This is a genomic window from Streptomyces sp. NPDC086777 (assembly GCF_040702065.1).
Lineage (GTDB): Bacteria > Actinomycetota > Actinomycetes > Streptomycetales > Streptomycetaceae > Streptomyces.
In genome coordinates this window covers 86,857-108,089 of record NZ_JBFBJI010000008.1, presented here as the reverse complement: position 1 = coordinate 108,089, position 21,233 = coordinate 86,857, and the positions used below count along the sequence as shown (strand labels likewise).

19 protein-coding genes and 1 pseudogene are annotated in these 21,233 nt (G+C 71.7%); 13 read left to right on the top strand and 7 right to left on the bottom strand.

Going from position 1 to position 21,233, the window contains the following annotated elements; all coding sequences use genetic code 11:
• Positions 1-133: 133 nt before the first annotated feature.
• A complete protein-coding gene (locus AB0472_RS13950; RefSeq protein ID WP_366356316.1) occupies positions 134-835 on the bottom strand; it encodes a FadR/GntR family transcriptional regulator in 702 nt (233 codons plus the stop codon).
• A gap of 175 nt (positions 836-1,010) precedes the next feature.
• Here AB0472_RS13950 and AB0472_RS13945 point away from each other — a divergent pair, with 175 nt between their 5' ends.
• From AB0472_RS13945 to AB0472_RS13910, 8 genes are read left to right on the top strand one after another with little or no spacing between them, the layout of a single operon-like run.
• Complete coding sequence (locus tag AB0472_RS13945) at positions 1,011-2,081, top strand: sugar ABC transporter substrate-binding protein (protein WP_366356315.1); 1,071 nt, start codon at positions 1,011-1,013, stop codon at positions 2,079-2,081.
• Positions 2,078-3,592, top strand: coding sequence for a sugar ABC transporter ATP-binding protein (locus AB0472_RS13940; protein WP_366356313.1), 1,515 nt, complete (start codon positions 2,078-2,080; stop codon positions 3,590-3,592). The genes AB0472_RS13945 and AB0472_RS13940 overlap by 4 nt, the downstream gene beginning before the upstream one ends.
• On the top strand, positions 3,585-4,610 hold the full coding sequence (locus AB0472_RS13935; protein WP_366356312.1) for an ABC transporter permease: 1,026 nt from the start codon (positions 3,585-3,587) through the stop codon (positions 4,608-4,610). The genes AB0472_RS13940 and AB0472_RS13935 overlap by 8 nt, the downstream gene beginning before the upstream one ends.
• Before the next feature lie 41 nt (positions 4,611-4,651).
• Entirely contained in the window at positions 4,652-5,992 is a 1,341-nt protein-coding gene (locus tag AB0472_RS13930; RefSeq protein WP_366356310.1) for an L-fuconate dehydratase, read from the top strand.
• Positions 5,989-6,744: an SDR family oxidoreductase gene (locus tag AB0472_RS13925; RefSeq protein ID WP_366356308.1), complete on the top strand. Its 756-nt coding sequence runs from the start codon at positions 5,989-5,991 to the stop codon at positions 6,742-6,744. The genes AB0472_RS13930 and AB0472_RS13925 overlap by 4 nt, the downstream gene beginning before the upstream one ends.
• On the top strand, positions 6,741-7,727 hold the full coding sequence (locus AB0472_RS13920; protein ID WP_366356306.1) for an aldo/keto reductase: 987 nt from the start codon (positions 6,741-6,743) through the stop codon (positions 7,725-7,727). Before AB0472_RS13925 ends, AB0472_RS13920 begins: the two co-directional genes overlap by 4 nt.
• On the top strand, positions 7,724-8,038 hold the full coding sequence (locus AB0472_RS13915; protein WP_366356304.1) for an L-rhamnose mutarotase: 315 nt from the start codon (positions 7,724-7,726) through the stop codon (positions 8,036-8,038). Before AB0472_RS13920 ends, AB0472_RS13915 begins: the two co-directional genes overlap by 4 nt.
• Positions 8,035-8,865 carry an amidohydrolase family protein gene (locus AB0472_RS13910; protein ID WP_366356302.1) on the top strand — a complete coding sequence of 277 codons (831 nt, stop codon included), beginning with the start codon at positions 8,035-8,037 and terminating at the stop codon, positions 8,863-8,865. Before AB0472_RS13915 ends, AB0472_RS13910 begins: the two co-directional genes overlap by 4 nt.
• Here AB0472_RS13910 and AB0472_RS13905 read toward each other — a convergent pair.
• The gene (locus AB0472_RS13905; RefSeq protein ID WP_366356300.1) at positions 8,853-10,274 is read right to left on the bottom strand and encodes a lipase maturation factor family protein; all 1,422 of its coding nucleotides are present in this window, start codon (positions 10,272-10,274) and stop codon (positions 8,853-8,855) included. The two genes, AB0472_RS13910 and AB0472_RS13905, sit on opposite strands and share 13 nt — an antisense overlap.
• Before the next feature lie 157 nt (positions 10,275-10,431).
• Here AB0472_RS13905 and AB0472_RS13900 point away from each other — a divergent pair, with 157 nt between their 5' ends.
• Entirely contained in the window at positions 10,432-12,537 is a 2,106-nt protein-coding gene (locus AB0472_RS13900; protein ID WP_366356299.1) for a SpoIIE family protein phosphatase, read from the top strand.
• Between the two features lie 134 nt (positions 12,538-12,671).
• Positions 12,672-13,535 (top strand): DNA-formamidopyrimidine glycosylase family protein, encoded by an 864-nt coding sequence (locus tag AB0472_RS13895; protein WP_366356297.1) that lies wholly within the window; start codon positions 12,672-12,674, stop codon positions 13,533-13,535.
• Positions 13,536-13,542: 7 nt separating this feature from the next.
• On the opposite strand, the gene AB0472_RS13890 is transcribed toward AB0472_RS13895, so the two are convergent.
• The 3 genes from AB0472_RS13890 to AB0472_RS13880 all read right to left on the bottom strand — a co-directional run bounded on the left by AB0472_RS13890 (position 13,543) and on the right by AB0472_RS13880 (position 15,557).
• Positions 13,543-14,199: a zf-HC2 domain-containing protein gene (locus AB0472_RS13890; protein ID WP_366356295.1), complete on the bottom strand. Its 657-nt coding sequence runs from the start codon at positions 14,197-14,199 to the stop codon at positions 13,543-13,545.
• Between the two features lie 149 nt (positions 14,200-14,348).
• Complete coding sequence (locus AB0472_RS13885) at positions 14,349-14,864, bottom strand: hypothetical protein (protein WP_366356293.1); 516 nt, start codon at positions 14,862-14,864, stop codon at positions 14,349-14,351.
• 144 nt (positions 14,865-15,008) lie between these two features.
• Complete coding sequence (locus AB0472_RS13880) at positions 15,009-15,557, bottom strand: sigma-70 family RNA polymerase sigma factor (protein WP_366356291.1); 549 nt, start codon at positions 15,555-15,557, stop codon at positions 15,009-15,011.
• A gap of 222 nt (positions 15,558-15,779) precedes the next feature.
• On the opposite strand from AB0472_RS13880, the gene AB0472_RS13875 reads away from it, so the two are divergent.
• Positions 15,780-16,928, top strand: coding sequence for a CapA family protein (locus AB0472_RS13875; protein WP_366356289.1), 1,149 nt, complete (start codon positions 15,780-15,782; stop codon positions 16,926-16,928).
• A gap of 38 nt (positions 16,929-16,966) precedes the next feature.
• Here the strand turns inward: AB0472_RS13875 and AB0472_RS13870 are convergent, their stop codons facing one another.
• Positions 16,967-17,440, bottom strand: a complete 474-nt coding sequence (locus tag AB0472_RS13870) for a MarR family transcriptional regulator (RefSeq protein ID WP_366356287.1) — start codon at positions 17,438-17,440, stop codon at positions 16,967-16,969.
• Positions 17,441-17,538: 98 nt separating this feature from the next.
• On the opposite strand from AB0472_RS13870, the gene AB0472_RS13865 reads away from it, so the two are divergent.
• On the top strand, positions 17,539-18,357 hold the full coding sequence (locus tag AB0472_RS13865; RefSeq protein WP_366356285.1) for an alpha/beta hydrolase: 819 nt from the start codon (positions 17,539-17,541) through the stop codon (positions 18,355-18,357).
• Between the two features lie 295 nt (positions 18,358-18,652).
• A pseudogene (locus AB0472_RS13860) lies at positions 18,653-19,767 on the top strand (NAD(P)/FAD-dependent oxidoreductase); the annotation flags it as partial.
• Here AB0472_RS13860 and AB0472_RS13855 read toward each other — a convergent pair.
• Positions 19,757-21,205, bottom strand: a complete 1,449-nt coding sequence (locus AB0472_RS13855) for an amino acid permease (RefSeq protein WP_366356283.1) — start codon at positions 21,203-21,205, stop codon at positions 19,757-19,759. The pseudogene AB0472_RS13860 and the gene AB0472_RS13855 sit on opposite strands and share 11 nt — an antisense overlap.
• Between the last annotated feature and the right edge of the window lie 28 nt (positions 21,206-21,233).

Sequence of the window (21,233 nt, the reverse complement as noted above, 5' to 3'; positions counted from 1 at the left end):
CGGGCGCAGCGCTCCACCAAAAGTGCCGCGGAATGCCGTCGGTCGGCCACGGCGCCGTCGTGGTCGGCCGCGCGGTTCCTCCCCCGGCCTTCGGCTGGGGGTACCCCCAGCGCCCCTGACGGGGCGCGTCCGCTCAGGTGTCGAGCTGTGCGCGCAGCCACTCCTCGACCTCACCGACGTGGGCAGCCGCCGCGGCCCTCGCCGCCTCCGGATCCCGGGCGACGAGGGCGCGGTGGATCGCCGCGTGCTCCCGCCGCGTCCGGTCGAACGCCCCCTCCTCCTCGTACCCCCGCCACACCCGGGCCCGGAACGTCCGCGACGACAGCCCCTCCAGGATCGCGGCCATCGTGTCGTTCCCGGCCGCCCCCGCGATCACCCGGTGGAACGCGAGGTCGTGCGCGAGGATCTCCTCGGGATCGTCCGTCGCGTTCATCGCCGTGAGGTGCTTCTCCACCTCGGCCAGCTGCTCGGCCGTGATCCGCGCGGCGGCCAGCGCCGTCGCCGTCGACTCCAGGACCCGCCGCACCTCCAGCAGCTCCACCAGCTGCGGCCCGCGTGACAGGTCGGCGACCACGCCGAACGTCTCCAGCAGGTCGCCCGCCTCCAGCTGGGTGACGTAGATCCCGGAGCCGTGCCGGGCCTCCAGGACGCCGAGGACCGTCAGCGCGCGGATCGCCTCGCGCATGGAGCTGCGGGACATGCCCAGCTGGGCGGCGAGATCCCGTTCCGTCGGCAGCCGCTGGCCCGGCTCCAGACGGCCCTCCGCGATCATTGCCTTGATCCGCTCGATGGCGCGCTGCGTCACCGTGCCCTTCTGTGGCGCCGTCTCGTCCACACTGCTCCTCCTGTCGCCGGTGCGCCGAAGTCTAGTCAGCGAGGTGGTCCGACCACTATGGCTCGGACGACGGTACATTCACGGAAAATAAGCGTCCGTGGGGTGTTGAACCCGCCGAGTGGTCTGATAAGTATGCGGGCATCTGCTCGAACACGCTCGATGAGGAGCTGCCAAGATGCCCGGCAGAACACTGAGGAAGCGGAACAGGTCCCGGATCATCGGCGCGACGGCCGTCGCCGTCGGAGCCTCGCTCGTGCTCGCCGCCTGCGGCAGCACCAAGGACACCGGCAGCGGCAGTGCCGGAGGCGGTGGCACCGGCAAGGTGGGGGTGATCCTGCCCCTGCTGACCTCGCCGTTCTGGCAGTCGTACAACGACTACGTGCCCAAGATGGCGACGTCCGAGGGCGTGGACGCGCTGAAGACGGTCAACTCCAACAGCGACCCCTCGCAGCAGATCACCGACATCAACAACGAGCTGAACCAGGGCGTGAAGGGGCTGGTCGTGGCCCCGCTGGACAGCGCCGCCATCGAGGCGGGGCTCGACCAGGCCGAGCGCAAGGGTGTGCCGGTGGTCGCCGTGGACGTGGCGCCGGACAAGGGCAAGGTCGCCATGGTGGTCCGGGCCGACAACGTCGCCTACGGCGAGAAGGCCTGCGACTACCTCGGCCGGCACGTCACCAGCGGCAAGGTCGTGCAGATCATGGGCGACCTGGCCTCGGTCAACGGCCGGGACCGCTCCGAGGCGTTCCGCTCCTGCGTGAAGAAGAAGTACCCGAAGCTCAAGGTCCTGGAGATCCCCGCCAAGTGGGAGTCCGACACGGCCGCCTCGCAGCTGAGCACCCTGCTCAACGCCAACCCGGACATCAAGGGCATCTACCTGCAGGCCGGCGGCGTCTACCTCGCCCCGACCCTGCAGACCCTGAAGTCCAAGGGCATGCTCAAGACGGCCGGGCAGAGCGGGCACATCGTGATCGTCTCCAACGACGGCATCCCGCAGGAGTTCGACGCCATCCGCAAGGGCGAGATCGACGCGACCGTCTCCCAGCCCGCCGACGCCTACGCCAAGTACGGCATGTACTACATCAAGGCGGCGATGGCGGGGAAGACGTTCGAGCCCGGCCCGACTGACCACGGCTCCACCATCGTCAAGCTGCCCAGCGGGATCCTGGAGGACCAGCTCCCGGCGCCCCTGGTCACCAAGGCCAACGTGGACGACCCGAAGCTGTGGGGCAACACGGTCAAATGAGCACGCCACTCGTAGAGGCCCGGGACATCGTCAAGCGCTACGGCCCCACCGTCGCCCTCGCCGACGGCCGGCTCACCGTCCTGCCGGGCGAGTCCCACGCCCTCGTCGGCCGCAACGGCGCCGGCAAGTCCACCCTGGTCAACGTCCTCACCGGCCTCCAGGCCCCGGACGAGGGCACGGTCCGCTTCGACGGCGAGCCCGCGCCCGCGCTCGGCGACCGGGACGCCTGGCGGCGCAGGGTGGCCTGCGTCTACCAGAAGCCGACCGTCGTGCCGGAGCTGACGGTCGCCGAGAACCTCTTCATCAACCGGCAGCCCCTGCACCGGGGTCTGATCAGCTGGCGGCGACTCCACAGGGAGGCCGCCGCGCTCCTCGACACCTGGGACGTCCGCGTCGACCCCGAGGCGCGTACCGCCGACCTCAAGGTCGAGGACCGGCAGATGGTGGAGATCGCCCGCGCGCTGAGCTTCGGCGCCCGGTTCATCGTCCTCGACGAGCCGACCGCCCAGCTCGACAACCGGGAGATCGAGCGGCTGTTCAGCCGGATGCGGGCGCTCCAGGACTCGGGCGTGACCTTCCTGTTCATCTCGCACCACCTCCAGGAGGTCTACGAGGTCTGCCAGACCGTCACCGTGCTCCGCGACGCCCGCTGGATCGTCACCGCCCCGGTCGCCGACCTGCCCAGGGCCGCCCTGGTGGAGGCGATGGCCGGGGAGGCCGTGACCCGGCAGGAACAGACGGCACGGGACGCGGTGGCCGCCGAGGCACCCGTCGTCCTCAGCACCGGCGGGCTCACCTCGGAGTCGTACGACGGCATCGACCTCACCGTCCGCAGCGGCGAGGTCGTCGGCCTGGCCGGTACCAGCGGCAGCGGCAAGATCGAACTCGCCGAGACCATCGCCGGACTGCGCACCCCGACCGGCGGGACCGCGCACCTGGACGGCAGGCCGCTGCCGTTCGGGGATGTCCGGGCCGCGCTCCGAGCGGGCGTCGGCTTCGTGCCCCGCGACCGGCACGACCAGGGACTCGTGGCCGGCATGAGCATCGGCGACAACGCCACCATGACCGTCCTCGACCGGCTGGGCCGCGGCGGGTTCGTCGGCACCGACCGCAAACGGGGCTTCGCCGCCGGGCTGATCGAACGCCTCGACATCCACGCCGAGGGCCCCGACCAGCCCGTCTCCGACCTGTCCGGCGGCAACGCGCAGAAGGTCGTCATGGCCCGCGCCCTCGCCTCGGAACCGCGGCTGCTGGTCCTGGTCAACCCCACCGCGGGCGTCGACGTGAAGTCGAAGGAGTCGCTGCTGGCCCGCGTGGACAGCGCCCGTGAGGACGGCACCGCCGTGCTGGTCGTCTCCGACGAACTCGACGACCTGCGCCGCTGCGACCGCGTCCTCGTCCTCTTCCACGGCCGGACGGTCGCCGAACACCCGGCCGGCTGGCACGACCACGAGCTGATCGCCTCCATAGAAGGAGTGGACTCCATGCCCGAAGGAGTGGACCATGGCTGAGACCAAGGCCCCGCCGCTCACCCCGGTGCGCTCCCCGGACCCGCGCGCGGCCCGCACGGTCCTCCTGCGCCGGGCTCGTGAACTCGCCCTCGTCCCGGCCCTGTTGCTGCTGATGGTGCTCGGCGCGGTGGTCAACGACTCGTTCCTCACCGAGCGCAACCTGATCTCCATCCTCGGCGCCTCCGCCGCCCTCGCGATGGTGGTGCTCGCCGAGTCGCTGGTCCTGATCACCGGCAAGTTCGACCTCTCCCTGGAGTCGGTCGTCGGCATCGCCCCCGCCGTCGGCGCCCTCCTCGTCCTGCCGTCGGCGGAGTCCGGCTGGGGCACGGAGTTCCCCGCCGCCCTCGCCATGGTGGCGATCCTGGTCGTCGGCGCGGCCGTCGGCGCCTTCAACGGCATCCTGGTCGTCAAGTTCAAGCTCAACGCGTTCATCGTGACGCTGGCGATGCTGATCGTGCTCCGCGGTGTGCTGGTCGGCGCCACCAAGGGCAAGACCCTGTTCGGGATGCCCGACAGCTTCTTCACCCTGGCCACCAGCACGTTCCTCAGCGTCCCCATGTCGGTGTGGCTGGCCGCGGTCGCCTTCGCGGTCACCGGCCTTGTGCTGAAGTACCACCGGGTCGGCCGGGCGCTGTACGCCATCGGGGGCAACGCCGACGCGGCCCGCGCCGCCGGTATCCGCGTCGACCGGGTGATGCTCGGGGTGTTCGTGGTGGCCGGGGCCCTCGCCTCCGTCGGCGGGATCATGCAGACCGGGTACGTCGGCGCGATCAGCGCCAACCAGGGCAACAACATGATCTTCACGGTGTTCGCCGCGGCGGTGATCGGCGGCATCAGCCTGGACGGCGGCAAGGGCACCATGTTCGGCGCCCTGACCGGCGTACTCCTTCTGGGTGTCGTGCAGAACCTGCTCACCCTGGCGCAGGTGCCGTCGTTCTGGATCCAGGCCATCTACGGCGGCATCATCCTGGTCGCCCTCATGATCGCCCGTGTCACCACGGGACGGGCCCAGGACTGACCGGCCCGCGTCCCGAACTCCCCCCGAAGGAAAGGAAATCCGTGTCCCCGAGCCCCGCCCGCATCACCGCGGTCCACACCTACGACATCCGCTTCCCCACCTCGCGCGAGCTCGACGGCTCCGACGCGATGAACCCGGACCCCGACTACTCGGCGGCCTATGTCGTGCTGCGCACCGACGCGGGCGACGGGTACGAGGGGCACGGGTTCACGTTCACCATCGGGCGGGGCAACGACGTCCAGGTCGCCGCGATCGACGCGCTGCGGAACCACGTGCTCGGCCGCCCGGTCGACGAGGTCTGCGACGACCCCGGATCCGTCTACCGGGACCTGATCGGCGACAGCCAGCTCCGCTGGCTGGGCCCCGAGAAGGGCGTGATGCACATGGCGATCGGCGCGGTCGTCAACGCCGTCTGGGACCTCGCCGCCCGCCGCGCCGGCAAGCCGCTGTGGCAGCTGCTCGCCGACGCCGACCCGGAGTGGATCGTCCGGCAGATCGACTTCCGCTACCTCACCGACGCGCTCACCCCCCAGGAGGCCCTGGCCATCCTCCAGCAGGGCCGGGAAGGCGCCGGGGAACGGCGGACCCGCCTCCTGGAGCACGGCTTCCCCGCCTACACCACCTCGGCCGGCTGGCTCGGCTACGACGACGAGAAGCTCAGCCGGCTCGCGGCCCAGGCGGTCGCCGACGGCTTCCGGCAGATCAAGCTGAAGGTCGGCGCCGACCTCGACGACGACATCAGGCGCTGCCGGGTCGCCCGCCGGGTCGTCGGCCCGGACATCCGGATGGCCATCGACGCCAACCAGCGCTGGAACATCGACGAGGCGATCCGCTGGACCAAGGCCCTCACCGAGTTCGACCCGTACTGGATCGAGGAGCCCACCAGCCCCGACGACATCCTCGGCCACGCGGCCATCCGCCGCGCGGTCGCCCCGGTCAAGGTGGCCACCGGCGAACACGTCCAGAACCGGATCGTCTTCAAACAGCTGCTCCAGGCCGGTGCCATCGACGTCGTCCAGATCGACGCCGCCCGGGTCGCCGGCGTCAACGAGAACCTCGCCGTCCTGCTGCTGGCCGCCAAGTTCGGCGTCCCGGTCTGCCCGCACGCCGGCGGGGTCGGACTGTGCGAACTCGTCCAGCACCTCTCGATGTTCGACTACGTGGCGGTCTCCGGTACCACCGAGGACCGGGTCATCGAGTACGTCGACCATCTGCACGACCACTTCCGCGATCCGGTGGTGATCCGCCAGGGTCACTACACGGCACCCACCGCACCGGGCTTCTCGGCCGCCATGCGACCGGAGTCCGTCGCGGAGTACACCTACCCCGGCGGCACCTTCTGGGCCGCCGACCCCGAAACGCAGAAGGGACGGGCGGCATGACCGACTTCGAGGGTCTGAGGGCCCTGGTCACCGGCGGCGCCTCCGGGATCGGGCGGGCCACCGCCGAGCTGCTCGCCGAGCGCGGTGCCCAGGTCGCCGTCCTCGACCTCGACCCGTCCGCCGTCGAGAAGCCGCTGCTCGGCTTCCGGGCCGACGTCACCGACGACGCGTCCGTGCGGACGGCCGTGGCGAGCGCCGTGGAGGCGCTGGGCGGCCTCGACGTCCTGGTCAACAACGCGGGCATCGGCGCCCAGGGCACCGTCGAGGACAACGACGACGAGGAATGGCGCCGCGTCTTCGACGTCAACGTCCTCGGCATGGTGCGCGCGGCCCGCGCCGCCCTGCCCCACCTGCGCCGCTCCGAGCACGCGGCGATCGTCAACACCTGCTCCATCGCCGCCACCGCGGGCCTGCCGCAACGCGCCCTGTACAGCGCCACCAAGGGTGCCGTGTACTCCCTGACGCTGGCGATGGCCGCCGACCACGTCCGCGAGGGCGTCCGCGTCAACTGCGTCAACCCCGGCACCGCCGACACCCCGTGGGTCGGCCGCCTGCTGGACATGGCGCCCGACCCGGCCGCCGAGCGCGCCGCCCTGGAGGCCCGCCAGCCCGCCGGGCGCCTGGTCTCCGCCGCCGAGGTCGCCGGTGCCGTCGCCTACCTGGCGAGCCCGCTGTCCGGCGCCACCACCGGCACCTCGCTCGCCGTCGACGGCGGCATGCAGGGCCTCAGGCTGCGGCCGGTGGACCGGTGACCGCCCTCGGCCGCAGCGGCGTCCGGGTCGGCCCACTGGGCCTCGGCGCCGCCGTGATCGGCAACCTGTACACCGAACTCCCCGACCAGCAGGCGTACGACACCGTCACCGCCGCCTGGCAGCAGGGCATCCGGTACTTCGACACCGCCCCGCACTACGGCCTGGGGCTGTCGGAGCGGCGGCTGGGCGAGGCGCTGCGCGGGTACGACCGGGACGCGTTCACCCTCTCCACCAAGGTCGGCCGCCGCCTGGAACCGGGGCCCGGCGACGGCGACGACCTCGCCCACGGCTTCGCCGTGCCCGACGCTCTGCGCCGGGTCTGGGACTTCAGCGCCGACGGCATCCGCCGCACCCTGGAGGCCAGCCTGGAGCGGCTCGGCCTCGACCGGGTCGACGTCGTCTACCTGCACGACCCCGACGACCACGCCGAACAGGCCTTCCGCGAGGGCTACCCCGCCCTGGAGAAGCTGCGCGCCGAGGGTGTCGTGGGCGCGATCGGCGCCGGCATGAACCAGACGGCGATGCTCACCCGGTTCGTCCGCGACACCGACGTCGACGTGGTGCTGTGCGCCGGCCGCTACACCCTCCTCGACCAGAGCGCCCTCGCCGACCTGCTTCCGGCCGCCGCCGAGCGCGGTACCTCGGTGGTGATCGGCGGGGCCTTCAACTCCGGTCTGCTGGCCGATCCGAAGCCCGGCGCCACCTACAACTACGCACAGGTCTCCGACGAACTGCTGTCCCGCGCGCTGCGCCTCGAGGCGCTCGCGGAGGAGCACGGGACCACGTTGCGGGCCGCCGCCCTCGCCTTCTGCGCGGCCCACCCGGCCGTGGCGAGCGTCCTGGTCGGGGCCCGCTCCGCGGCCGAGATCGCCGACGGTGCCGAACAGTTCGCCGCGCATGTCCCCGCCGCCTTCTGGCAGCGGCTGCAGGCTTCCGGCCTGCTGCCCGCCGACGCCCCCGTACCCGCGGAGGACCGGTCATGAGGGTCGCCCTGCACACCAGGGTCCGGGCCGACCGCGTCCCCGAGTACGAGGCCGCCCACCGCGAGGTGCCCGCCGAACTCACCGACGCCATCCGCGCCGCCGGGGCCACCTCCTGGACCATCTGGCGCAGTGGCACCGACCTCTTCCACGTCCTGGAGTGCGCCGACTACGGCCGGCTCCTCGCCGAGCTGGAGCGGCTCCCGGTCAACGTGGCCTGGCAGGCCCGGATGGCCGAGCTCCTCGACGTCGTCCACGACTACTCCGAGGCGGGTTCGGGGGCCGGCCTGCCCGTCGTATGGGAGCTGCCATGACGATCGACGCCCACCACCATGTCTGGGACCTCTCGGTACGCGACCAGGACTGGATCACCGGACCCGAACTCCGGCCGCTGCGGCGGAACTTCACCGTCGAGGACCTCGAACCCGAGGCGGCCGCGGCCGGGGTCGTCCGCACGGTCCTCGTCCAGACGGTCACCGTCCCCGAGGAGACCCCGGAGTTCCTCGCCCTCGCCGACGCCCACGACCTGGTCGCCGGGGTCGTCGGCTGGACCGACCTGACCCGCCCGGACGTCGCCGAGGAAATCGCCCGGCTGCGCGAACTCCCCGGCGGAACCTGTCTGAAGGGCATCCGGCACCAGGTCCAGGGCGAGCCCGACCCGGAGTGGCTGCTGCGCCCGGACGTCGGCCGGGGCCTGGCCGTGCTCGCGGACGCGGGCCTGGTCTACGACCTCATCGTGCAGGCCCACCAGCTCCCGGCCGCCGTCAAGGCCGCCGAGTCCCATCCGGACCTCACCTTCGTCCTCGACCACCTGGGCAAGCCCCCCATCGCGTCCGGCGCCCTCGAACCCTGGGCCGGCGCGGTCCGCAACCTCGCCGCCCGCCCCAACACCGTCTGCAAGCTCTCCGGCATGGTCACGGAGGCCGACCCCGCCTCCTGGACCGTCGACGACCTGCGCCCGTACGCCGAGACCGTCCTGGACGCCTTCGGCCCCGACCGCCTGATGTTCGGCTCGGACTGGCCGGTGTGCACCCTGGCCGGGACGTACGGCGAGGTCTTCGGGGCCGCAACCGAGTTGGTCGCCCCGGCCGACCGCGCCGCCGTCTTCGAGACCACCGCCGCCCGGGTCTACGGCCTCTGAGCCGCCCCCGTCAGCCGGGTCGGCGGCAGGAACTCCCGTACGTACGTCCGCTCCCAGCACGCGCCCGTCTCCCGAAGCTCCCGCAGGCTGGTGTAGCGGTAGCGGAAGAGGCGGGCGCGGACGAAGCGCGGGGGCTCGCCGGGCGGGAAGGGGGAGCGGCGCAGCAGCCGGAGTGTGTCCCGGTCGTTCTCCAGGAGGCGCTCGACCAGACCGCCGAACCAGTCCCCGGCGTACGCGGGGGAGAGGGCGGCGAACCACATCAGCCAGTCCAGGCGGAGGTGGTAGGGCGCGAACTGGCGGGGCCAGCGCCGGGGATCGCCCGGCTTGCCCCTGAACTCGTACTCCCGCCACTCCGATTCCTCGCGCGGGGTGCCGTCCAGCGTGCCCTCGACCACCACCTCGTAGCGGATGCGGCTGACGCTGCCGAACGCGCCGTAGGTGTTGACCAGGTGGAGCGGGTCGAAGGAACGGTTCATGACCTGTCGGCGGGAGACCATGTTCACGACCGGCCGGTGGCTCAGGAAGAGGAGCAGCGCGGCCACGGCGAGGACGACCACCTCGTACCAGAGCGGGGTGGCCGGTGCCGTGCGACGGTCCGTGGGGAGGCGGAGCGCCGACACGGCCAGCACGATGGTGATCCAGTTCAGCCAGGAGAAGTTCCCGGAGGCCACCAGCCACAGCTGGGTGAGGATCATCAGGGACGCGGCCGCCGTGGCGATCGGCTGCGGGGTGAACAGCAGGAAGGGGACCAGCAGCTGGGTGACGTGGTTGGCGGCCACCTCCGCCTTGTGCACCGGTCCGGGCAGGTGGTGGAAGAACCAGCTCAGCGGGCCCGGCATCGGCTGGGTCTCGTGGTGGTAGTGGAGACAGGTGAGCTTGCGCCAGCAGGCGTCCCCGCGCATCTTGATCAGCCCCGCCCCGAACTCCACCCGGAACAGGATCCAGCGCAGCAGGAAGAGCACGACGACCGGCGGGGCCACCTCGTCGTTGCCGAGGAAGACGGCGAGGAAGCCGGTCTCCAGGAGCAGCGACTCCCAGCCGAACGCGTACCAGGTCTGGCCGACGTTGACGATCGAGAGGTACAGCGCCCAGGGAACCAGCCACAGCACCATCCCGGCCCACAGCGGGAGTTCGGAGTCCGCGCCCGCCAGCAGCGCCGCCGACACCGCGCAGCCCGCCCACGCGCAGCCCGCGAAGAGACGGTCCGAGTAGTGCAGCTGGAACAGGCTCGGTGCCCGCCGGAAGGGGACGCGGGCGACGTACCTCGGGATCGGCAGCATCCCGCGCTCGCCGAGCAGGGCCCGGAACTGCAGCGCCGCCGTCAGGAACGCGATGAGGTACACGCCGGCCAGAGCCCGCTGGAAGACCAGCCGGCTCACCCAGTACCCGGGGTCGGTGAACCAGTCCACGGCCGTGCGCTCCTGCCTCTCTCCAGTGTGCGCCCCCGGGACCGGCAGGGGCCTGTCACCCTGTGTACCGCGCATCCCCGCTTGCGTAACCCGGCCGAGTGAAACAGACAATAAGGGAGGAATTGCCCGCAGGGGGTTCCCCTGGCATGGTGGCCCCATGGCTGACCGGGGAGCGAGCGCTCCGTCACTCCCGGACGACTGGCCCGCCCATCTGGACCACCCGATCCTGGCGCTCAACCACATGGGCACCTTCGACTGGGATCTCGACGCCGGCCTGTTCCACATGGACACCCAGGCGTACGAGGTGTTCGACCTGACCCCCGAGGAGTACGACGGCCGCCCCGAGTCGCTCGCCCTCCGGGTGCCCCCGGCCGAGTCCAGCAGGCTCGACGCGGTGGTGTCCCAGGCCATCAAGGACGGCAGCGAGAACTACGGGACCTACTTCCGCATCCGCCGCCGCGACGGCACCCCGCGCTGGACCCACACCCAGGGCTACATCCGGCGCGACGAGACGGGCCGCCCGCGCCGGGTCGTCGGGATCGTCCGGGACGCCACCCGGGAACTGGAGGACAGCGAGGCCCGCAATCTCCGGGACGCCCAGGGACAGGCACTGCGCCGGCAGACCGGCGTCGTCCAGGCGGTCACCGCCGCGCTCGCGCACGCCAGCAGCGTCCAGGAGGTCATCGACGTCCTCAAGGACACCCACGGCATCCCCAACCTGGGCGCCGCCAGTCTGGTGATGGGCCTGGTCGAGGCCGGCCGGATCCGGCTGGTCGCCGAGGGACCGGCCGGCAGCTTCGTGCCCGGCACCCGGATCACCCGGATAGACGAGCCGTACCCGATGGGCGAGGTGGTGCGGACCCTCAGCCCGTGCTTCATCGAGTCACCGGAGGAGTTCGCCGAGGGCTACCCGATACTGTGGCCGCACATCACCGACCTGAACATCACCTCGGCCGCCTACCTGCCGCTGATCGCCCAGGGCCGCCCGATCGGCGCCATGGGCCTGCTCTACAACGACCGGCTCGGCTTCTCGACGGAGGAGCGCGCCGTCCTGGTCGCCCTCGGCAGCAGCATCGCGCAGAGCCTCCAGCGGGCCATGCTCTTCGAGCAGGAGAAGGACCTCGCCCAGGGCCTCCAGCAGGCCATGCTGCCGCGCACCATCCCCAGCGTGCCCGGCGCGGACGTCGCCGTCCGCTACCGCTCCGCGGCCGCCGGCGGCTCCCTGGGCCGGGACATCGGCGGCGACTGGTACGACCTCATCCCGCTGCCCGGCGGCCGGGTCGGCGCGGTCATCGGCGACGTCCAGGGCCACGACACGCACGCGGCGGCCGTCATGGGCCAGCTGCGCATCGTGCTGCGCGCCTACGCCGCCGAGGGACACGCCCCGGCCACCGTGATGGCCCGTGCCTCCGTCTTCCTGGACGAGCTCGACACCGACCGCTTCGCCACCTGCCTGTACGCCGAGGCCGACCTGGCCACCGGCGTCGTCCAGGTGGTCCGCGCCGGGCACATCGACCCGCTGGTCCGCACCGCCGACGGCGGCTGCCACCGGGTGCCCGTCGAGGGCGGGCTGCCGCTCGGCCTGTCCGCCGAGTTCCACAGCCTGGAGTACCCGGTGTCCACCCTGGAGCTGGACCCCGGCGAGACACTGCTGCTGTGCACCGACGGGCTCGTCGAACAGCCCGGCAAGGACCTCGGGGACGGCATGCGGGCACTGGCCGAGCGGGTCGCCAAGGGGCCGGACGGCGTGCGCGACCTCGCCGACCTGCTGATCGAGATGGCCGACGAGCAGGGGGGTGACGACGACGTGGCCCTGCTCCTGCTGCGCCGCCGCGGCTCCGACACCGCGCAGCCCGTCGGCCGCCTCCAGCAGCACGTGGCCTCCGGCGACCCCGAGGCGCTGGCCCTGGCCCGGCACATGGTCCGCGCCGCCGTCCGGGCCTGGGGGGCCGGGGACCGCGCGGACGAGATCGAGCTGGTGGCGGACGAACTGATCACCAACGCGCTGATGCACACCGAGGGCTCCGCGATCGTCACCCTCAGGGTCCTCGTCGGCACCGACCGCCGGCTGCGCGTCGAGGTCGAGGACTCCTCCAGCGCCCTGCCGCGCCGCCGCGAGGCGGGCGAGGACGGCGTCTCCGGACGCGGGTTGCTGCTCGTCGAGCAGATCACCGACGCCTGGGGCGTGGAGGCACGCGGCGGCGGCAAGGCGGTCTGGTGCGAGTTCCGCATGCCGGTGAAACCCGACGGGCGCGCCCCGTAAGGGGCGCTGGGGGTACCCCCGGCCGAAGGCTGGGGGGAACTGCGCGACCGGCCCCCAGCGCGCCGCAGCCGCAGAACGACGGCCCCTGGGGCACTTCGGCGGACCGCACGCGCAGCGGATGGCACCCTGGACGCATGCCCGAACTGCCCGAGGTCGAAGCGCTCAGGGACTTCCTGACCGAGAACCTGGTCGGCCGCCAGGTCGTACGCGTGCTGCCGGTCGCCATCAGTGTCCTGAAGACGTACGACCCTCCGGTCGGCGCCTTCGAGGGCAGCGAGGTCGTCGCCGTGCACCGGCACGGCAAGTTCCTGGACATCGAGGGCGACCGCGGACTGCGGTTCGTGACCCACCTGGCCCGCGCGGGCTGGCTGCAGTGGAAGGACCGGCTGCCGGACGGGCTGCCCCGCCCCGGGAAGGGCCCGCTGGCGCTGCGGGCGGCCCTGGAGACGGGTGCGGGCTTCGACCTCACCGAGGCCGGTACCCAGAAGAAGCTCGCCGTGTACGTCGTCCGCGACCCGCAGGACGTCCCCGGAATCGCCCGGCTCGGCCCCGACCCGCTCGCCGACGACTTCGACGAAGCCCGGCTGGCCGCCCTGCTCAAGGACGAGCGACGGCAGCTCAAGGGCGCCCTGCGCGACCAGAGCCTGATCGCCGGGGTGGGCAACGCCTACAGCGACGAGATCCTGCACGCGGCGCGGATGTCCCCGTTCAAGCTGGCCGCGTCCCTGACGGCGGAGGAGATGCACCGGCTCCACGAGGCGCTGCGCACCACGCTCACGGAGGCGGTGGAGCGCTCCCACGGCCTGGCGGCGGGGCGGCTCAAATCAGAGAAGAAGAGCGGTCTGCGCGTCCACGGCCGGACCGGCGAGCCCTGCCCGGTCTGCGGTGACACCATCCGCGAGGTCTCCTTCAGCGACTCCTCGCTGCAGTACTGCCCGACCTGCCAGACCGGCGGCAAGCCGCTCGCGGACCGCCGCATGTCCCGGCTGCTCAGGTAGCCGGCGCTCACTTGGGGTCCAGGGTCACCAGGCGCTGCCCGTCCGCGTTGCGCACCTCGTAGCGGTCGATCTCGTCGGGGTGCATCGAGGAGCCGCCCGCCATGGTGCTCACCCGGCCGTCGTGGTCGCGCTCCGCCCAGGTGGTGACGATCTGCTCGGAGCCGTCGTCGCCGACGGCGACCAGCCGGCAGGAGCGCGGCCCGTCCGGGTCCTTCACCTGCAGCTCGATCGTGCTGCCCGACTCCGTGTCCTCCGACTTCACCTGCGCCCAGATGCCGGAGTGCGCGTCGGTGGCCGCGGTGACGTGCACGGCCGGCGCGGCCTCGTGGCCGACGTAGGCCGCGATGCCGGGGCCCGCGACCGCGAACACCACCGAGGCGGCCAGGCCGTACAGCAGCTTGCGGCGCTTGGCCCGGTGCCGGGTGGCGACCTCGGCGAGCAGCCGGTCCAGCAGCCGGGGCCCGGGCTGGGCCATGGGGTGCACGAAGCGCGGCGTGGCCCGGCGGTACAGCATCAACTGCCGTGCCGCGGGGCCGAACTCGGTCACGTGTGCCGTGCAGCTCGGGCACTCCATGAGATGGTCCTCGAAGCGGAAGGCCTCCGCCTCGTCCAGCACGCCGAGCGCGTACGCGCCGACGTCGCGATGCCTTTCCAGGGACCTCATGCCGAATCCTCGTGCCGATGGGTGCGGGTGGGGGTTACGCGTTGTTCCTTGCTCCCACCCGTACGCAGTCGGCAGCCGTTTCACTCAAGCCACGTACAGAATCGTAATCAACGGATTCGGAGCGGCCGGGCCCGCGGATTGGTCCTGAATCAAAAAAGATGGATGGCGAGGTGTCCGAGGGGCAGACCGAGCCGCCAGGCGGGGGTCCACACCTTGGGTCCGTCGTCCTCGCCGAACACCGAACCGCCGCCCGGCACCGCGTCCAGGTCGGGCGCCAGCAGCTCGGTCTCCTCCAGCCAGCGCCAGGCGGCGGTGGCCAGATCCAGGTCCGGTGACGGCCCGCCCGACTCGGCCGTCTCCGCCGTCACCACAGCCATACGTTCGCTGACCCAGTCCCGCCACGGCTGGTCGTACGCCGTGAGCGAAAGCCAGTTCTCCAACTGGGACACGACCCGGATGCCCGACAGTTCGCCGTCCGTGTCGGAGAGGAAGATGGTCAGCGCCAGCGCGTCGCGGCCGGCCCGGAACTCGAAGGACGTCGGTGGCATGAGATCGCCGGTGCGCAGCAGCTCGTCGGCGATGTACTCGGCGTACAACCAGGCCATCGGGACCGCGAGTTCCCCGCTTCCGGCCCCGCCCGTGCTCTCTTGACCTCTGTGCAGCATCCCGTCCTGCCTTCCTCCGGTGCGCGCGTGGCCCCGACCCCGGGTCCGTCCCTCTCCCGGTGCGGAACACGGATGAAGACAGCTGATTGCTCAAACACGGTCCTCAGCAAGGCGCTTTACCGAGGTTTGACCTGGCTTACGGTTTCAGTGCAGGTCGGGTGCATAACCGGGCAGAACCCGACGCAGGGCGCGCAGCGCGTAGTACGCCCGCGACTTCACGGTACCGGGTGGGATCCCGAGGATCTCGGCGGCTTCCGCCACACTCGCCCCCTGGAAATACACCAGCACCAGGACTTCACGGTGCTCGGGGGTGAGAGTCTTCACAGCCTCCCGGACGTCGAGCGTCGCGGCGGCGCGTTCGGCGTGGTCGCCGGCGGCCCGGGCGTTCTCCAGCACCGCGTCGTGCACCTCGGCGGGCCGCGCCTGCCGGGCCCGGCGCGCGTCGATGGCGAGCCGCCGACCGACCGTCAGCAGCCAGGGCAGCACGGAGTCGAAGGCGTCCGCGCGCAGCGCCTCGGGGTGCTGCCAGGCGCGTACGAGGGTCTCCTGGACGAGGTCCTCGGCCCGCTGCCGGTCCCCGTCGCTGAGCCGGAGCAGCAGCGCGAAGAGCGGTCGGCCGTGCGCGCGCTGGAGCGCGACGAGCTCGTGCTCGGCGGTCGTCGTCCCGTGGGGAAGGGTGGTTCCGGCCGTCATGGCCGTATGGCATCGCAGGGCCCGGCCGGGGGACAGGGGGCGTGCCGGGATGGTGCGACGGACGGTCGATCGCGTCGGTGAACGGTGCGACGAACGGTCCCGCACCCCCCGTACCCGACCCGGATGGGTCAATCGGGGCGCCTGAGTTGTTTGCGGCCGCCTAAACCTTCGTACCCATTGATCTGTAAATCGGACAAGGCTTGCGACTCTGGGGTACTCCTGATGATCAATCGCAGACGCCAGGCAGCCCTGGCCCTGACCGCCCTGCTCGCCGCCGCGGCCGCATGCCAGAACCACGTGCGGCAGGAGGGCGCCGCCCCGCCCCCGCAACCGGCACCGGCCGTGCCCGCCACCGGCTTCACCCTCGTCGCCTCCGGTGACGTCATGCCGCTGAACTCCGCGTACGACCACGCGAACTTCGACGCGGGCGGCAACGGCTACGACTTCCGCCCGATGCTGGCCGGGGTCGCACCCGTCGTCTCCCGTGCCGACCTGGCGCTCTGTCACCTGGCGACCGTCACCGGCACCGACGGCGACCGGCCCGGGCTCACCTCCCCGCCGCAGCTCGCGGAGGCGCTCGCCGCCACCGGCTACGACGGCTGCTCCACCGCCTCCGACCGCGCTCTGGACGACGGCGCGGCGGGCATCCAGCGCACCCTCGACGCCCTGGACCGGGCGGGCGTCAGGCACGCCGGCACCGCCCGCACCCAGGCCGAGGCCGGCACCCTCAGCCTGATGAACGCGGGCCGCGCCAAGGTCGCCCAGCTCTCCTACACCTACGACGTCAACGGCAACGCGCTGCCACCGGACCGGCCCTGGGCGGTCGGCCTGCTCGACGAGAACCGCATCCTCGCCGACGCCCGCGCCGCCCGGCAGGCGGGCGCCGACGTGGTCGTGGTCTCCGTGCACTGGGGTGCCGAGGGTACGGACGCCCCCGACCAGCAGCAGCTCACCCTCGCCAAGCGGCTCACCGAGGCCCGCACCGGCGGCCGCCCCGACATCGACCTGATCCTCGGCACCCACGCGCACATCCCGCAGGCCTACGAGAAGGTCAACGGCACCTGGGTGGTCTACGGCCTCGGCGACCAGCTGGCCGGCGACATCTACAACAGCCAGGGCCGGCAGGATCCGCGCGGCAACCAGTCCACCCTCGCCCGCTTCACCTTCAACCCGCCCACCGCCCCGGGCGGCCGCTGGGAGGTCGCCAAGGCCGAGTTCATCCCACAGCTGTACGACGTCGACGCCGGCCGGGTGGTGGACCTCAACGCGGCCATCGACCAGGGCGCCGACTTCACCGCCGCCCGGGACGCCATCCGGGACGTCGTGCTCAGCCGCGGCGCCGCCAAGGACGGGCTGATCATGGGGGAGTAGCGGCGCTCGGGCCGCGCGCCGCGCACCCCACGCCCCGGTCACCCGACGTCGACGTGGTCGAAGGTCACCAGCAGCTGCTTCAGCACCCGCACGCACGCCGTCAGCTCGGCGGCGGTCAGATCGCCGCCGACCTGCCGGTTCAGGGCGTGCTCGCGGGCGAGAATCGCGGTGATGGTGGCCCGGCCCTCGTCCGTGAGCCGGATCAGGGAGGAACGCTGGTGTGCCGGGTTGGGGGTCACCTCGGCCCAGCCGCGCGCCACCGCGTCGTTCACCGTGCGCTGCACGAACTGCCGGCTCAGCGCCATGATCCGGCCCATCTGGGGCACCGTCATGGGCTCGTACCGGCGCAGCAGGTCCAGCACCGAGCGCACCCCGACCGAGGCTCCCTCGATCTGCTCGCCCTGCTCGACCTTGCGGAAGGCGCGCCGGTAGAGCGGGCCGATCAGATCGAACACCTCGGTGATGCGCTCGCCCAGCTCGTCCGGGGCGAGCGGCTTGTCGATGTCGTTCACCCGGCCATGATGCACCGCGCCGCCATGGCAACCGAGGTGTCAAACTCGTCATGACAACCAGGTTGTCAAAATCTCTCCAGAATGACACCTTGGTTGTCATGAATGATGCTCCCGCGGACATCCGCTTCTTCCCGTCCCCCGACGGCGACCTCGCCTACCTCGACACCGGCTCCGGCGACCCGGTGGTCCTGCTCCACGCCGGGTACGTCGACCACCGCTTCTGGTACCGGCAGGTCCCGGCGCTCGCCGCCGGGTACCGGGTGATCGTCCCGGACGTGCGCGGCCACGGCTTCTCGGCCAACGCGAGCGAGCCGTTCCGCTGGGCCGACGACCTCGCCGCACTCCTGCGCCACCTCGACGCCGGCCCGGCCGTCGTCGTCGGCGTCTCCATGGGCGGCGTGATCGCCACCGACACCGTGCTGGAACACCCCGAGCTGGTCCGCGCGGTGGTCACCTGCGGGGCGGTGACGGGCGACTTCCGGTACACCGACCCCTGGCACACGCGACTCCAGGCCGAGTACGCCCGCACCCTGGGCGCCGGTGACATCGAGGGCTGGCTCGACGCCTTCGTGAGGGTCGTGGCGGGCGAGCACCGCACCCTGGACGCCGTCGACCCGGAGATCCCGCGCCGGCTGCGCGAACTGGCCCTGCACACGATCTCCAAGCACACGCCCGACGAGCCCGACCGGCTGGTGCGTGTGACGGACTCCTGGTCACGGGTGCCGAAGATCGACGTCCCGGTGCTCACGGTCAACGGCGGCCTGGAACCCGCCGACCTGCTGGCCGCCGCCGAGCGCCTGGCCCGGGAGGTCCCGGACGGCCGGGCCGAGGTCGTCGAGGGGGTCGGCCACTACCCGAACCTGGAGAAGCCCGACGAGTTCAACGCCCTCCTGCTCGGCTTCCTGCGCGGCCTCTAGCGCTCCGACCGGGAAGGTTCACCGGGTCGGCCGTATCGGCGGGCGGACGTGCGGTGGCGTCGGATCCGACGGCTGAGGGTGTGGCGGCTCGGCTTTTCGTCGGCCGCCGATGCATCGGGCACGGAGCCGAACAGGGCGCTTCCGTTCGCGGTGTGTCGGTGCGCCTGTCGGTGCGCTGTCGGTCGCCCGGAACGGGTGCAGCCGAGGTGTCGGCGCTTTGTCGGTGGGGGCTGGAACGTTTTGCCGAGATCCTGCCGGCGTTCCTCCGGCAGGCGTGAGCATGTGAGGAATCACCATGAGCAGTCACGTCACGATCATCGGCGCGGGACTCGGCGGTCTCACGCTCGCCCGTGTGCTGTACGTCCACGGGATTTCGTCCACGGTCTACGAGGGAGAGACTTCCGCGACGGCGCGCACGCAGGGGGGCTGCTCGACATCCGCGACTGCAACGGCCAGCCGGCGCTGGAGACCGCGGGGCTGACCGAGGAGTTCCGCGGGCTCGTCCTGGAGGGACGTCAGGCGATGCGGCTCCTGGACCGGGACGGAAAGGTTCTGCTCGACGTGCCCGACGACGGTACGGGTGGCAACCCCGAAGTGCAGCGTGGCGAACTGCGGCAGATGCTGCTCGACTCGCTCCCGGACGGCACCGTCCGGTGGGGTCACAAGGCCGGCAGCATCCGTGCCGCCGGCGACGGCCGGCACGAGGTGGCCTTCGCCAACGGCACCACCGTCACCACGAGCCTGCTGGTCGGCGCGGACGGCGCCTGGTCCCGGGTCCGATCACTGCTCTCCGGCGCGGTCCCCGAGTACACCGGCTTCTCCTTCGTCGAGACCCACCTGTTCGAAGGCGACACCCGGCACCCGACCAGCGCGAAAACCGTCGGCGGCGGAGCGATGATGGTGCTCGAACCGGGCAAGGGGATCTTCGCTCACCGGGAGCGCGGCGGGAACCTTCACACCTGGGTGATGCTCGCCAGGCCGCAGGACTGGTTCGCCGGTATCGACTTCACCGATCCCGCCACGGCCACCGCACGGATCGTCCGGGAATTCAGCGGCTGGGCATCGGAACTCACCGCTCTGGTCACCGACGGCGAGACCCCGCCGGTCCTGCGCCACATATACACCCTGCCCGTCGAGCACCGGTGGGACCGGACGCCCGGGGTGACCCTGCTCGGCGACGCCGCACATCTGACGGCCCCCAACGGCGAAGGCGCCAACCTGGCCATGTACGACGGCGCCGAACTGGGCAAGGCCATCGCCGCGCACCCCGACGACATCGAGACCGCACTCGCCGATTACGAGCAGGCCATGTTCGTGCGCAGTGCCGCCGCCGATGCCGAGGGCCCCGATCTGCACGACATGCCGGGTGCCGGCACACCCCACAACCTGATCAACGCCTTCACCGGGAGCCAGGGCTGTGACCGGGTAGGTCCGCCGGTCCGGCGGCCAGCCGCGACCTCTTGTACGAGTAGCCGAAGTAGATCACGCACCCGATCACGAACCAGACCGCGAACCGGACCCAGGTCTCCCACTTCAGGAACGTGATCAGCCAGATCGAGAAGACGACACCCAGCGCCGGCACGAACGGCATCCACGGGGTGCGGAAGGTGCGCGGCAGCTCCGGCTGCCGGTAGCGCAGCACGATGACCGCCGTGCACACCACCACGAACGCCAGCAGGATGCCGATGTTGGTGAGTTCGGCCGCCTCGCCGATCGGGACGAACCCGGCGAGCAGGGCCGAGGCCACCCCGACGATCCAGGTCACCCGGGTCGGCACGTGCCGCGTCGGGTGCGTCTTCGCGAACCAGCCGGGCAGTAGACCGTCCCGCGACATGGAGAACCAGACACGGGTCACGCCCAGCATGAACGTGAACATGACCGTCAGGATGCCGATGATCGCGCCCACTGCGATCACGTCCGCCAGACCGCTCAGCCCCACCGACTTGAACGCCGTCGAGAAGCCGCTCTCCGGGTCGATGTCCTGGTAGTTCTGCATGCCCGTCAGGACCAGGCAGGCCGCCACGTACAGCACCATCGAGATCGCCAGCGAGTAGATGATCGCCTTCGGCATGTGCCGCTGCGCGTCCTTCGACTCCTCGGCCGCCGTCGACATCGCGTCGTACCCGAAGACCGCGAAGAACACGGTCGCCGCACCGGTGAACGCGCCGCTGATGCCGAACGGGAAGAAGGGGTGGTAGTTGGACGCGCTGAGGTGGAACACGCCGACCGCGATCACCAGTAGCACCACCAGCACCTTGAGCACCACCACGAACGTCTCGAACCGGGCCGCGCTGCGGATGCCGAGGTTGAGCAGGTAGGCGATGAGGAGACAGAGCAGGGCGGCGAACAGGTCGACCCGGTGGCCGTCCCCGGTGCCGGGCGCGCCGAGCATCCAGTGCGGCAGGTCCGCGCCCATCTCCTCGACCAGGAAGCTGAAGTACCCCGAGATGCCGATCGCGACCACCGCCACGATCGCCGTGTACTCCAGGAGCAGGTCCCAGCCGATGAACCAGCCCGCGAACTCGCCGAGCACCGCGTAGCCGTACGTGTACGCCGACCCCGCCTTCGGGATCAGCCCGGCGAACTCGGCGTACGACAGCGCGGCGCAGGCGCTCGCCAGCCCGGCGATGAGGAACGAGACCAGGACGGCCGGCCCGGCCGTCTCGTTGGCGACCGTGCCGGCGAGGGTGAAGATCCCCGCGCCGATGATGCCGCCCACGCCGATCGCGGTGAGCTGCACCAGCCCGAGCGATCTGTCGAGCCCGGCGCCCTCGGTGACCTCGGTCTCCTCGATGTGTCCGATGGGTTTGCGACGGAGAATTCCTTCACCCATGCGGAGCTTGGCCATGTGCCTCACCTCTTCGCGGATCGCGAAC